General features: G+C 64.8%; 12 protein-coding genes, 1 pseudogene and 2 riboswitches. Of the genes and pseudogenes, 5 read left to right on the forward strand and 8 right to left on the reverse strand.

The window, feature by feature from the left end:
• From Q8Q83_RS11300 to cobO, 4 genes and pseudogenes are all read right to left on the reverse strand, one after another.
• Positions 1-421: pseudogene (locus Q8Q83_RS11300) on the reverse strand (ribonuclease D); the annotation flags it as partial.
• Positions 422-485: 64 nt separating this feature from the next.
• On the reverse strand, positions 486-1373 hold the full coding sequence (gene dapA / locus Q8Q83_RS11305; RefSeq protein WP_305623759.1) for a 4-hydroxy-tetrahydrodipicolinate synthase: 888 nt from the start codon (positions 1371-1373) through the stop codon (positions 486-488).
• A gap of 591 nt (positions 1374-1964) precedes the next feature.
• Entirely contained in the window at positions 1965-2342 is a 378-nt protein-coding gene (locus Q8Q83_RS11310; protein WP_305623761.1) for a DUF1636 domain-containing protein, read from the reverse strand.
• 76 nt (positions 2343-2418) lie between these two features.
• Complete coding sequence (cobO, locus tag Q8Q83_RS11315; protein ID WP_305623762.1) at positions 2419-3024, reverse strand: cob(I)yrinic acid a,c-diamide adenosyltransferase; 606 nt, start codon at positions 3022-3024, stop codon at positions 2419-2421.
• Between the two features lie 203 nt (positions 3025-3227).
• A riboswitch (cobalamin riboswitch) is annotated at positions 3228-3445 on the reverse strand.
• Positions 3446-3537: 92 nt separating this feature from the next.
• Positions 3538-3764: riboswitch (cobalamin riboswitch) on the forward strand.
• Between the two features lie 112 nt (positions 3765-3876).
• Here cobO and Q8Q83_RS11320 point away from each other — a divergent pair.
• Together Q8Q83_RS11320 and Q8Q83_RS11325 are read left to right on the forward strand one after the other, a co-directional pair.
• A complete protein-coding gene (locus tag Q8Q83_RS11320) occupies positions 3877-4062 on the forward strand; it encodes a CbtB domain-containing protein (RefSeq protein WP_305623764.1) in 186 nt (61 codons plus the stop codon).
• A gap of 10 nt (positions 4063-4072) precedes the next feature.
• On the forward strand, positions 4073-4795 hold the full coding sequence (locus Q8Q83_RS11325) for a CbtA family protein (protein ID WP_305623766.1): 723 nt from the start codon (positions 4073-4075) through the stop codon (positions 4793-4795).
• Positions 4796-4958: 163 nt separating this feature from the next.
• On the opposite strand, the gene Q8Q83_RS11330 is transcribed toward Q8Q83_RS11325, so the two are convergent.
• Both Q8Q83_RS11330 and Q8Q83_RS11335 read right to left on the reverse strand, forming a co-directional pair.
• Positions 4959-5276, reverse strand: coding sequence for a hypothetical protein (locus tag Q8Q83_RS11330; protein WP_305623768.1), 318 nt, complete (start codon positions 5274-5276; stop codon positions 4959-4961).
• Between the two features lie 9 nt (positions 5277-5285).
• The gene (locus tag Q8Q83_RS11335; protein ID WP_305623769.1) at positions 5286-5969 is read right to left on the reverse strand and encodes an MnmC family methyltransferase; all 684 of its coding nucleotides are present in this window, start codon (positions 5967-5969) and stop codon (positions 5286-5288) included.
• Positions 5970-6131: 162 nt separating this feature from the next.
• Here Q8Q83_RS11335 and Q8Q83_RS11340 point away from each other — a divergent pair, with 162 nt between their 5' ends.
• The 3 genes from Q8Q83_RS11340 to Q8Q83_RS11350 all read left to right on the forward strand — a co-directional run bounded on the left by Q8Q83_RS11340 (position 6132) and on the right by Q8Q83_RS11350 (position 8716).
• The gene (locus Q8Q83_RS11340; RefSeq protein ID WP_305623771.1) at positions 6132-6986 is read left to right on the forward strand and encodes a sulfurtransferase; all 855 of its coding nucleotides are present in this window, start codon (positions 6132-6134) and stop codon (positions 6984-6986) included.
• A 253-nt stretch (positions 6987-7239) separates the two neighbouring features.
• Entirely contained in the window at positions 7240-7719 is a 480-nt protein-coding gene (locus Q8Q83_RS11345; RefSeq protein WP_305623773.1) for a hypothetical protein, read from the forward strand.
• Between the two features lie 382 nt (positions 7720-8101).
• A complete protein-coding gene (locus tag Q8Q83_RS11350; protein ID WP_305623774.1) occupies positions 8102-8716 on the forward strand; it encodes a response regulator transcription factor in 615 nt (204 codons plus the stop codon).
• Positions 8717-8968: 252 nt separating this feature from the next.
• Here Q8Q83_RS11350 and Q8Q83_RS11355 read toward each other — a convergent pair whose 3' ends face one another.
• Both Q8Q83_RS11355 and Q8Q83_RS11360 read right to left on the reverse strand, forming a co-directional pair.
• Entirely contained in the window at positions 8969-10729 is a 1761-nt protein-coding gene (locus Q8Q83_RS11355) for a hybrid sensor histidine kinase/response regulator (protein ID WP_305623775.1), read from the reverse strand.
• 216 nt (positions 10730-10945) lie between these two features.
• Positions 10946-12019: a lipase secretion chaperone gene (locus Q8Q83_RS11360; protein WP_305623777.1), complete on the reverse strand. Its 1074-nt coding sequence runs from the start codon at positions 12017-12019 to the stop codon at positions 10946-10948.
• Between the last annotated feature and the right edge of the window lie 192 nt (positions 12020-12211).

The raw sequence follows: 12211 nt of genomic DNA on the forward strand, positions 1-12211 counted from the left end.
AGTCGGAGCGGGTTTCGCCCTTGGGCAGCTCGATATTCAGCACCGCCTGCACCAGGCGCGAATAGCCCATGGAGAAGCCCAGATTGAGGTAGCCGGCGGCCAACTGGGTGTCGAACAAAGGCGATGGCAGGCTGCCGCTCAGGCGCAGAAAGACTTCCAGATCCTCGCTGCAGGCATGCAGCACCTTGACCACGGCGGGGTCTTGCAGCAGGTCGGCGAAAGGTGTCCAGTCGCCGATCAGCAGCGGATCGATCAGATAGGCCCGCTCGCCCTCGCTGACCTGCAGCAAGCCGGCGATCGGGTAGAAGGTGTCGACCCGCATAAACTCGGTGTCGACCGCCACAAAGGGCAACAGACGCCATTCGCTGCACTTCTGCGCCAGGCTGGCGTCGTCACCGATCCAGTGAATATCAATAGCCACGCGGCTCTCCCCTCAAGAATGGCGCGCAGTATATATCGCCAGAGAGCTCGCTAGGCGCCTTGTCTCATGCCCACCTCGGCTGGCTGGCACCCTCGGACGTGGCCAGCGCCTCGTGTAGCCGCCCCACCAGGTCGGCGGAACTGCGTTGCATCGGCGCACGCAACTCATCGGTAATCAGACCCAGCCTCGCCAGCAGGCTCTTTACCGGCGCTGGGTTGGCCTCGGCGAACATCAGGCGAATGAGGGGCAGCAACCGATAGAAGATGGCCCGCGCAGCCTGCAACTCACCTGCGGCTATGCACTCGACCAGACGTACGAACTGTTGCGGATGGATATGCGCCGAAGCCGCAATCGCCCCGCTCCCGCCCAGGCACAGGGTGGTGAAGAGTTGCGCGTCCTCGCCGGCCAGCACGTCGAGTTGACCGTCGGCGATCAATGCCTGGGTGGTATCGGGATTGCCGCCGCAGTCCTTGATGGCCACCACCCGCGGGTGCCGGGCGATTTCGCGTAACGTCGCCAACTCGATGCGTGCCCCCGTGCGATAGGGAATGTCGTAGAGGATCAAGGGCACTTCGGCCGCATCGGCGATGGCGCCGAACCAGGCCAGCAAGCCCTCCTGCGACGGCCGGATGTAATAAGGTGCCGGTACCAGCAAGCCGGCCACGGGCCGCCGTTGCACCTCCCGCTGCATGGCCAGCACGTCGGCCAGGTGGTTGCCCGCCAGCCCCATCACCAGCTGCTGACTGGGGACTACCTCGAGCAGCGCATCGAGCACCGCGAGCCGTTCGGCCTCGCTCAGTGCTGCCGCCTCGCCCGTCGAGCCGCAGACCACCAGGCCGGCCACCCCGCCCTCGAACAGATGCTCGGCGAGGCGCCGCAGCGCGGCAAAATCGATGGCCCCATCGGCGAATGGGGTCACCAGCGGAACCCAGATTCCAGAAAATACAGGCATAGCAAATCTCCTTAGGCTGACCGTAAAAGTCACCGTCGCAGGGATACAGGGAAGTGCGATGCAAGAAAGGCTAGACCTTCGCGCCTACTGTCCTGTCAGCCCATCTGACGGGACAGCGCGCCCCGGTCAAATGAGCGACTGTTTCTTCGATTTACCCGCGGCAACCACAAACGCCTGCGCCCGGGCCGCAAGGTCCAGGGCGAAAACAGATGAGTGGGCGATGGCAGGCATTGCAAGCTCGGTGCAAACGATTGAAGGCTGGATACTGCGAAAACCGGCACAGTCCTGTCAACTCCCCTTCAGTGCACAAGACCTGGTGCTGCACGCCAGCACTCCTGAAGCCGCCCCCTATGCGAAGACGCGGGCTTGCTCTATGCCGGGGCCAGGCCGAGCGGGCCAGTCGACTGACGGGCTAACAGGCCGTTGAAAAGCTACCTGCGTTGCCGATACGGCGTTAAAAACAGGCTCGGAATGCTCATTTACAGCTCGTAAACTCCGCTTCCTCGCCTGTTTTTGCCTTGTCTCGGCTGCCTCGCCTACATTTTTCAACGGCCTGCTAAGCCTCAGGGCAGGCTCGAGCCAGCGCCGCACTCAGGCGTCGAGTTGCGGAATGCGCGCGATAAATTTGCCTTTGATACCGGCAGGCCAAGTGCGAAAAGGCACCTGACCACTGGCGGATAGCTGGTACTTGCGCGCGTAATCGAGCAAGGCCTCGGCCGCCTCACGCTCGGGGGCAAAGCCACCGAGTACGTAGACGATCTTGCCGGGGGCCTGCAGCACCGCCGCGCAATGCCGTTGGCACGCCATCAGGCAACGGGTGCGCCGGATCGTCAACGGCGGCGCGCCGGCAGCGAGCTGCTCCTGCAACAGCCCCTCGACCTCAGCGGCGAACAACTCACCCTTGCGCACGACAAGCGCCGCGTCGGCGTCTTGGCCACAGGTTTCGCAGAGTACCAAGGTGGTGTTCATCGGTGTTCCTGGGTGGAATAAGTCTCGGGGCCGTGGGCGCAAGCCAGCGGCAGCGACGCTGTATACAGTGGGCGCATCAGTAGTCGATGCCCGCCTGGGCCTTTACCCCGGCCTTGTAGGCGTGTTTGACATCGCGGATCTCGCTGACCGTATCGGCCAGTTCGATCAGCTCGGGCTTGGCCGCACGGCCGGTGATCAGCACGCTCTGGCCGGCCGGCCGGGCGCGAATTGCCTCTATCACCATGGCCGCGTCCAGGTAGTTGTACTTGAGCATGTAGGTCAGTTCGTCGAGCAGCACCAGGTTCAGCCGCTCGTCCTTGAGCATGCGCGCGGCATGCACCCAGGCCTCGTCCGCGGCGGCCTTGTCCGCGTCCCAGTTCTGGGTGTCCCAGGTAAAGCCGGTGGCCATCGCGTGGTAGGCGACCTGGGGCGCATGCTGGCGTAGGTAGATGATCTCGCCGGAGGCCTGGGTGCCCTTGATAAATTGCACCACACCGGCCTGATGGCCATAGCCCAGGGCGCGGTACAGGGTACCGAAGGCCGAGGTGCTCTTACCTTTGCCGTTGCCGGTGATCAGCACCACTATGCCGCGTACTTCCTGGGCCCTTTCGATACCGGCATCCACCACGGCTTTCTTGCGCTGCATGCGTTCGGCGTGGCGCTGTTTCTGCTCATCGATCATGGATCACCCACTCCAGCCTGGGGCTGCCCGCAACGAGGCGGACGGTCACCCGAAATTCTTCGCGCTCACGCGCCATGGTAGAAGTACAGCCACGGGGGAACGGGCTCGCCGCACTAAGCCTCGGCCCTTGATGACGACTACTGAAGAAGGCTGCCCAGCAGCGGGCATGCAACAGCACCGGCAACCACCCACACCCCGGGGTATGCACCTTGCTTCGATCAGGCCGGTCTTCTGGCTCACCTTCATGCGAAGTCCGCGCCTTCCCAGGCTTGCAGGCCCAGTGGCGTGTGGCGGCTTCGTCAGGTTCTACAGCAGCGGGGGCTGCGCCGGAATGCTCGGGTATTACCCCAGAAGTCACCGGACTTCCCGTTTCAGCCCATGGCGCGATTGCGTATGGGGCACCTGTTCGTTGCCGGCAGGGTAGCGCAGTCGGCGCTGTTCCGGCAATTCGCCACGGCCGTTGGCCAGCCCGACGGCGCGCGTCGCGGTTGACTGGCCAAGCGCATCATGGTCAGCTAGCGACCTGTTTCAGGTGTCTCGCGCCAGCGCGCGAGGTGAAACGGGAAGCCGGTGGGTTCGATCCGCAAGATCGCACGAGTCCGGCGCTGCCCCCGCAACGGTAAGCGTACCTCTGGGTCGTAGTAGCCACTGTGCCAGCCGGCATGGGAAGGCCGCCCCAGTCACTGTCGAATCGACAGTAGTCGCAAGCCCGGAGACCGGCCTGAAACCTGTTTGGCAACCCGCGGTGGGCGGGGCGCGCCGAAATCGGGGGTATTGCAGCCTGGCTCGCCCCGTTTTTGTGCAGCTCCCCTTCCTACCTAGCCGTTTCTCGACTCCTTGGAAGGTTCTCCTATGTCAACCAGCACTCTGTCTTCCAGCATTTCTATTGCACTGCCGCTGTCCCAGCGCCTGATCCTCGCCATCGGCAGCTGCCTGCTCGGCGCCGCGCTGATCTATTGCACCGGTTTCTCGCATCTGCAAATCGTGCACAACGCCGCCCACGACACTCGTCACAGCGCCGCCTTCCCCTGCCACTGAGAACTCTACAATGATCAAGCGAATCGCGCAGACGGCGGGCTTTTCCGGGCTGCTGGCCGCCCTGTTACTGACCCTGCTGCAGAGCCTGTGGGTCACGCCGCTGATCCTTGAGGCGGAAACCTACGAAAACGCCGAACCGGTGGCCGAGCACAGCCATGCCGCCGAGGCCAGCGAGCACCAGCACGCGGCCGAGGCCGAGGCCGTGGCGCACGAACACGACGAGGACAGCTGGGCGCCGCAGGACGGACTGCAGCGCAGCCTGTTTACCGGGCTGAGCAATCTGGTGATCGCTGTGGGTTTCGCCCTGATGCTGGCGGGCCTCTATAGCCTGCGCGCGCCGGGCAATAGCTGGCAGGGACTGCTGTGGGGCCTGGCCGGCTTCGCCACCTTCAACCTGGCGCCCGCCGCCGGCCTGCCGCCGGAACTTCCGGGCACTGCGGCGGCCGAGCTGTTGCTGCGCCAGTACTGGTGGATCGGCACTGCCGCCACCACCGCCGCCGGCCTGGCCCTGCTGGCCTTCGCCCGGCCGTGGTGGCTGCGCCTCCTCGGCCTGGCCCTGGTGCCCCTGCCGCACCTGATCGGTGCGCCCCATCCGCAGGTGCATGAGAGCCTCGCCCCCGAAGCGTTGGGCCAGCAGTTTATCTACGCCTCGCTGCTGAGCAACGCGCTGTTCTGGGCCGCCCTCGGCCTGGTCAGCGCCTGGTTGTTTACCCGCCCGCAACCGGCAAACTGATCGGGCCTCGCTGATGCGGCTTAGCGCAGCTAAGCCGCATTAATCCAGCCCCTCCCCATGCCGTTCACTTAAGGCAAGTGAACGGCATCTTGTGTAGCCCGGATGCAATCCGGGGAAATCTACCCTCTGCCAACCCGCTCCCGGATTGCATCCGGGCTACGGATCAATCCACGCCGTTGAGCGGCAGGCGACGCAGGCCGTATAGGCTTAAGTCGACCTTGCCGCGGTTGTCGAGAATCACGATCGCGGCGCCCTGCTCACGCAAGCGCGCATTGATATCACTGGCGTACAGCCGCTGCAGCCAGTGCCGGTAATCCACAGCGCCCTCCCCGCTCAGATAAGCGTGCAAGGCCGGCAGGCTAAAGTCCCAGCGCCCAGCCGCGCAGACAAAACCCTGGGCACGCAACTCTTCGAGCAGCACCGCATCGCCCTGCAGCACAAGCTGGCAACAGCTGAGAAAGTTCTGCACTGGGTCGTTCATCCAAAGGCGCTACTTAAGCTTTTCGGCAATCCAGATGGTGTGCCGGGTGCCCTTGTTGCCATGGGCATAGACCTGCACCTCCTCGACCTTGAAGCCGGCCTTGCGCACCTTGTCGGAGAACTGCCGGTCGGCGCTGGCCGACCACACCGCCAGCACGCCCTTGGCGCGCAACGCCTGGTGGCAGCGCTGCAAGCCCTGGGCGGAATACAGCCAGCCATTGCGCTTCTGGGTCAGGCCTTCGGGGCCGTTATCCACATCCAGCATGATCGCGTCGTAACGCAGCTCCGCGCTCTTCAGGCAATTGGCCACATCGTCCTGCAGCACCCGCGTGCGCGGATCGAGCAGCGGGTAACCGGCCTTGGCCCCCAGCGGGCCGCGGTTCCACTCCACCACCCCGGGCACCAGCTCGGCCACTTCCACCTCGGCGGTCTTGCCCAGGTTCTGCAGCGCCGCCGCCAGGGTAAAACCCATGCCCAAACCACCGATCAATACCCGCGAATCCGGGCGCCCGGCGACTTTCTTGCAGGGAATCGCCGCCAGGGCGTCTTCGGAGCCATGCATGCGGGTGTTCATCAGCTGACCGCCATCGCCGCCGGCGATCTTGATCACAAAATCCTCGCCGTACTCGAACAGGCAGAGCGCCCCAGAGCCATCGGGAATCGGGGCGGTATCCAGCAATACAAAACGCTTCATGGGTGGCGGCTGCCTGAGTCGAGTAAAAACGGGCAGGCAGCATGCACACAAATGGCCAAAGATGCAGCGCCCCTCGGCAAAAAATCCAACTGAGCGGCTTATCCATAGCCCGATAGCTGGGTTTATGATGCCCGCTGCCTCTTTGCCCACAGGATGACTGGCATGCCCCTCGCCCAATTGATCAGTGCCTCGCAACTGCAGCAACGCCTAGCGCAGCCCAATCTGCTGATTCTCGACTGCCGCTTCGCCCTCGACGACCAGGCCTATGGCCAGCGCAGCTATGGCGAAGGCCATATCCCCGGCGCGCACTTTGCCGATCTGGAACGCGACCTTTCCGGGCCCATCCATAAAGGCCGGACTGGCCGCCACCCGCTGCCGGATGCCAAGCAACTGCTGCAGCGCCTGCGCGCCTGGGGCCTCAATCACGGCAGCGAGGTGGTGCTGTATGACGACGGCCCCGGCGCCTTTGCCGCCCGCGCCTGGTGGCTGTTGGCCTGGCTGGGCAAACGCGAAGGCGTCTACCTGCTCGATGGCGGCCTGAAGGCCTGGCGCAAGGCCGGTGGCGAATTGACCCACGAGCTACCGACAGCCCAGGGCGGCGACTTTAGCGGCAGCCCCGACGCCAGCCTGCTGGTCAGCGCCGAGCAACTGCAGCCACGCTTGAACGACCCGCAACTGTGCCTGTTGGATGCCCGCGCCCTGCCGCGCTTCAAGGGCGAGGTGGAACCCCTCGACCCGGTCGCCGGGCATATCCCCGGCGCCCAGTGCGCGGTGTTCACCGACAATCTGGACAGCGACGGCCACTTTCTCGCCGCCGCCCAGCTGCGCCAGCGCTTTGCCGCGCAACTGGCCGAACGCCCGGCCAGCGGGCTGGTGGCCTATTGCGGCTCGGGGGTGACCGCCTGCCATAACCTGTTCGCCCTGTGCCTGGCCGGCTACCCCCTGGTGCCGCTGTATGCCGGCTCCTGGAGCGAATGGATCACCGATCCGCGCCGCCCGGTGGCCACAGGCGACTGAACCCCAGCCGCAGCCGCAACCACTGCAACGAGAAAAGTGCCGGCTATATTCAACTTGCCGGCACTGTTAAGCACCAACTGGAATATAGGCCATAGGCGAAAGCCAAAAACAATTTAAAAACAGCCCTTTACAGTGGAAAGGTCGCACTAGACTTCAACATGAGCGGCTAACCCCGCTTCCGGTGGGGCCTTTATCAAAATAAGCACAAGCTGCCAGCGCCCCGGTCCCATCGGCCACCTTTCGCGAGGGCTATATGGGAATTGCCGCCTGCGAGTTGAGCCTGCATGTCATCCGGCCCACGTTGATCTATCTGGGCCGCCACTCCCCCGCCGCCGAAGCCTTGCTCCTGGGAGCCGCCGCCAGCCAATCCGGGCTCGGCGCGGCACTCGACGACAAGTACGGCCACGGCCTGTACCGCATCGCCGCGCTGCGCCACCAGCAACTCTGGGACCAGCACCTGGCCCGCGACCCGGACCTGGCCAGCCAGATCCGTGGCCTGGCCAGCCAGCATGCCTTCCTCGCCGCGCCGCACCTGGAGCTGACCGTCAACCTGCGTTATGCCACGGCCATTGCCTGGATGCTGATCGAGGCGGACCACAGCGAACTGCCCGCCGCCGACGACCTGCTCGGCATGGCCCAGGTGTGGCGCCGGGTGTTCAAGCCCCACGGCCGCCCGCGGGACTTTATCGCCGCCTGGCAGCGCTGTATCGGCACCTTCAGCCAGGTGGCCTAAGAACCTGCTCACGAGTCGGCTAAACGGCGTTGAAACGAAGTAACAGCCTTTAGGCTGGTCAAACGACCTCGGCAAGCCGCTTGCGGCTAACGCGCTTTAGCGCGACCCGAAGGGCGAGTGAAACGAGTCATGCTCATTTACAGCTCGTAAACTCCGCTTGATTCGCTGCGCTCACCCTGCGGGTCAGCCGTTGGCTGTTACTTCGCTGCGCTGCGTTTCTCGGCCGTTTTCGCCACCGTTTATCTCTAGCTCGCGAGATCGTGAACAGGTTCTGAGCCCCTGGCGAATGGCCGACCAAGTGAACTGGCGCGGCAAATTCGGCCGGCACTCTGGGTTACACTCGCGTCGCGAGCACAATTATAAAAACGCGCGAGAGACAGCCATGACTGCACTCTGCACTGCCTTGCCAGAACAGCTTTGCCTGTTGCTGGTGGATGACCACAGGATCTTCCTCGACGGCCTCAGCCTGGCCCTCGCCCCCCTCTGCGCCGATCTGCGGATTCACACCGCCGAAACCGCCGCCGCCGCCGAAGCCTGCCTGCAGACCGGCGATTTCGACCTGATCCTGCTGGACCTGCGCTTGCCCGATATGCCGGGCCTGGAACTGCTGCAACGCTGGCAGCAGCAAGGGCGCATGACCCCGGTGGCGATTCTCAGCGCCAGCGACTCGACGCTGGATGTCCAGGCCGCGCTGGCCGCCGGCGCCCTGGGGTTTATTCCGAAAAGCGCCAACAGCGACGAGCTGCGCCAGGCGGTGACCCGCGTGCTGCTGGGCGAGACCCTGCCCGCCCCGGCGGCGGAAAAACCGCAGCTGACGCCGCGGCAGATGGAGATTCTGCGGCTATTGGCCGACGGCCTACCGAACAAGTCGATTGGCCGGCAATTGGGGGTTTCCGAGGACACCGTAAAGACCCACCTGAAATCGCTGTTTCAGGAACTCGACGTGCACACCCGCACCGCCTGCGTCAGTGTGGCGCGTCAGCGCGGCTGGCTATAGGGTCTGTTGACGTTTCGTTGCGGCCGCGCCGGCGGCCATTTTGGCGCAGAACCAGGCACGAGGAGCGTGGTTTGGTCATTCCAAATAAGCGACGAGAAACGCCGTGCTGCGCCAAAATGGCCCCGTCCCTTCGGGTTGCGCGGAAAATCTCGCCATGCGGTGTTGCGGGACTTGGCAAGGGAACAACCATTGCCTGCGTCCCGCGCCTCGCCTGGCGAGATTTTCCGCAGCAACGCGGCTCGCTGCGAAACGTCAACAGACCCGTGCCCGCGCCTGCAGCAAGACCAGCAAGGCCTGGCGCAGGCGCGCCGGCAACAGGGGTTTAGCCAGCAGGGTGATATGCCCGCGCAGGCAACGCTCCTGCAACTGCGCATGGCTATCGGCGGTGATCAATAGCGCCGGTAACATCAGCCCCGCCGCTTCGCGCAAACGCTGGATGGCGTACAAGCCATCCTCCTTGGCCGCCAGGCGGTAATCGCTGATCAACAGCTGCGGCTGCGCCTCGGCCAGGCAAGCCAGCGCGGTCTCGAGATCGGCGCAGGCCCAGACCTGACAACCCCAGCGCTGCACCAAACCGGACAAGGCCTCGCGCCCGGCCGCATCATCCTCCAGCAGCAGCACCCGGCCGCTCAGGGCCGCCGGCGCCACGGCCGGCGCTTGCCACTCACCGGCCTCGGCCAGTGGCAGGCGCAAGACGAAGCGCGCGCCCTGGCCGGGGCTGGCATGCAGCTGCAGGGGATGCTCGAGCAACTCGGCCAGTTGCTTGACTTTGGCCAGGCCCAGGCCCAGGCCGCGCTCGGCATTGCGCCCGGGGTTATCCAGTTGCTGGAACTCCTCGAACACCCGGTTCTGCTCCGCGGCGCTCAAGCCGCGGCCATCGTCGCCGACCTCCAGCAGCAGCGCGCCCGGCTCTGTGCGCGCCTGCAGCCATACCCGGCGCGCCTGGGCATGGCGCAGCGCATTGCTCAGCAGGTTGCGCAACACCCGCTCGAGCAACAAGGGATCGCTGCGCACCCAGAGGTCCGCGCAGTGCAACTGCAGTTCCACGCCCTGGGCCTCGGCCTCGGCGCGGGTTTCCCCGCTCAGGCGGGCGAGCAAGGGGCGCAAGGCGAACGCCTCGGGCTTGACCTGCACGCCACCGGGCAGGGTCAGGCGGCTGTAATCGAACAGCGATTGCAGCAGGCGACTGAGCTGCTGCACCGAAGTCGCCAGGCGACCGCTGATGCGCTGAATAGCCGGTTCCTGGCTCTGCTCCAGCAGATGCTGGGCATACAGGCCCATGGCGTTGAGCGGTTGGCGCAGGTCATGGCTGGCCGCCGCCAGCAGGCGCAGTTTGCGCGCGTCATCGGCTTCGGCACGCTGCCGAGCCAGATCCAGCAGGCGCAGGTTAAGCCAGGCGCCGCGCTGGCCATGCTCCTGCAAATAGGCCCCGATACTGCCGAGCAGGTTGGCGCAGATCAGGAACAACGCCTGGTAGGCCAAGCCCGCGCTGACCTCGGCAAACCACAGGCCCAAGCCCAGGAACAGGCCGCAAAAGCCCCAGGCGGCGACGCTGACGGCGCGAAAGGACACCCCCAGCAGCAGATAGCCGAACAACAGCACCAGAAACAGCCCGTCGTAGGGCATGGCCACGCCCAGGCTCCAGTAGATGAAGATGATCAGCACCACGCAGACGCCATTCAGCCCATAGGCGCTGACATAGGCCAGCAGGCTCAGCCGCGGTGAACTCTGCGGGCGGCGGCAATAGAAGTAGGCCAGCAGTGCGCCGAACATACCCAGCAGGCGCAAGGGAATGATCGGCAGGCTCACCGCCAGGGGCAGCAGGAGCAGATCCAGAGCGGTGTAGATCAGTTGGAAGATCAGCGCCGTGCCGACTATCAGCAGCAGGCGCCGGCGAATGCGCTGCACCCGATGGGCGACGAAGCCCTCCTCCAACGCCGGCATAAAGCACAGGCGGCGATAACCGCGGCGCTGTTGCGCCAGCAGCAGGCGCTCTTCCTGATCCAGGGTCATGGCCGCAGGCCCAGGCCAGGCAGCCTGGGCTTATCAGGCCGTTGAAAAACTACCTGCGTTGCCCCTCTTGATAAAAGAAAGGGGGCGTTAAAAACAGGCTCGGAATGCTCATTTACAGCTCGTAAACTCCGCTTCCTCGCCGTTTTGACCAGCCGGAGGCTGTTACTAACGTAGCGCCTTGTCTCGGCTGCCTCGCCTACATTTTTCAACGGCCTGTTATAACCCGGGGCTTTGGCTGTCCTGCTGTTTGCCGGCAATGGCGTCATAGGTCTCCACCCGGTGTTGATCGTCGCTGCTGAATAAACGCTGACGCAAACGCTGCTGCTCCTGCTGCCGATCGGCTGGACTCAAGCCATTGCCCTGCAGGCTGGCGAGTTCTTGCTGATACTGCGCATAACGTTGTTGCCAGGCCCGCTCGTTGCGCTGCTCGGCGAGCAAGCGTTCGACCGTGGCGGGATCATAGGTCAAGGCGAGGAACTGGCGCACCTGTTCCTCGCTGGCGCCATCCTGCCAGAGCTTGTCACTCTGCGCCTGTTGCGCCAGCGCCTGGCTCTGGCGCTCCTCACTGGCGCGCATGGCCTCGGGCAGTTGCTCGCGCAGGCGCTGCTGGGCCTGGGCCTTGTCCTCCTCGCTCAAGTCGGTGCGGGCGAGCAACGCCAGGTTATCCAGGGTGTAACGGGCATAGGCCTGCTCGGTGCCGAACAGGGCTTCCACCGCGGTGCTGGAGAAATGCGCGCGGCGCAGCTCGGCGAGTTGCTCGAAGGCCTGCTGCAGGGCGACCCGCTGCGCCTGCGGCTGGGCTTGCTGCTGGGCACTCAGAGGCTGCTGGAGCAGCGCCAGGCTGGCGCGCTTGTAATCCAGGTAGTCGCCGAGCACGCCGATAAACTGGCCCAGGGCCGGTTCCTGCAAGCGGGTTCGGGCATCGGCCAGCATGGCCTCGACCGCCGCATCCAGGCCGGACTGGTCGGCGGCGCTGAGGAAGTAATCGAAATAGTCGCGCAGGCCCAGGCTCAGTTGCAGGTTGCCGGCGCTGTCGATGCGCAGTTCGCCATCCACTTCGGTGCCCTGCAAGCCAGGCAGCACTGGCGGCGCCGCCACAGCGGCCACGGCGGCCACGGCGGACGGCGACAAGGGGCTGGCCATGCCCTGGGCGGGAACGGCAGGCGGGGTTGTGACCTTGTCGACTGGCGACAGCAGCACCGGCTCAGGCCATTGCCAGTAGAGGATCAGGCCTGTGCTGCAGGCCACCGCAAGGAACAGCAGGAGGATATGACGCGAGGGAAATGGCATGCAGACTCCAAATGCCGGGCTGTTAGGGTTTGTTGCCGCTTCATCGCGAGTCGCGTTGCCGCGAGAAATGGCCCCCGGTTAGGCGCAGGACGCAGGTAATGGTTATTCCCTTGCCAAGTCCTGCAACAACAGCGGGGGCCATTTCCCGCGCAACCCGAAGGGCCGGGCCTGTTTTTGCGCGATGCGGCGTTT

Source organism: Pseudomonas sp. (genome assembly GCF_030696055.1).
GTDB lineage: Bacteria > Pseudomonadota > Gammaproteobacteria > Pseudomonadales > Pseudomonadaceae > Aquipseudomonas.

What these genes read in the sequence shown, in the direction of transcription:
- dapA (WP_305623759.1), bottom strand. Translation starts at nt 1,373, where the DNA reads ATGCCTGTATTTTCTGGAATCTGGGTTCCGCTGGTGACCCCATTCGCC.
- Q8Q83_RS11310 (WP_305623761.1), bottom strand. Translation starts at nt 2,342, where the DNA reads ATGAACACCACCTTGGTACTCTGCGAAACCTGTGGCCAAGACGCCGAC.
- cobO (WP_305623762.1), bottom strand. Translation starts at nt 3,024, where the DNA reads ATGATCGATGAGCAGAAACAGCGCCACGCCGAACGCATGCAGCGCAAG.
- Q8Q83_RS11320 (WP_305623764.1), top strand. Translation starts at nt 3,877, where the DNA reads ATGTCAACCAGCACTCTGTCTTCCAGCATTTCTATTGCACTGCCGCTG.
- Q8Q83_RS11325 (WP_305623766.1), top strand. Translation starts at nt 4,073, where the DNA reads ATGATCAAGCGAATCGCGCAGACGGCGGGCTTTTCCGGGCTGCTGGCC.
- Q8Q83_RS11330 (WP_305623768.1), bottom strand. Translation starts at nt 5,276, where the DNA reads ATGAACGACCCAGTGCAGAACTTTCTCAGCTGTTGCCAGCTTGTGCTG.
- Q8Q83_RS11335 (WP_305623769.1), bottom strand. Translation starts at nt 5,969, where the DNA reads ATGAAGCGTTTTGTATTGCTGGATACCGCCCCGATTCCCGATGGCTCT.
- Q8Q83_RS11340 (WP_305623771.1), top strand. Translation starts at nt 6,132, where the DNA reads ATGCCCCTCGCCCAATTGATCAGTGCCTCGCAACTGCAGCAACGCCTA.
- Q8Q83_RS11345 (WP_305623773.1), top strand. Translation starts at nt 7,240, where the DNA reads ATGGGAATTGCCGCCTGCGAGTTGAGCCTGCATGTCATCCGGCCCACG.
- Q8Q83_RS11350 (WP_305623774.1), top strand. Translation starts at nt 8,102, where the DNA reads ATGACTGCACTCTGCACTGCCTTGCCAGAACAGCTTTGCCTGTTGCTG.
- Q8Q83_RS11355 (WP_305623775.1), bottom strand. Translation starts at nt 10,729, where the DNA reads ATGACCCTGGATCAGGAAGAGCGCCTGCTGCTGGCGCAACAGCGCCGC.
- Q8Q83_RS11360 (WP_305623777.1), bottom strand. Translation starts at nt 12,019, where the DNA reads ATGCCATTTCCCTCGCGTCATATCCTCCTGCTGTTCCTTGCGGTGGCC.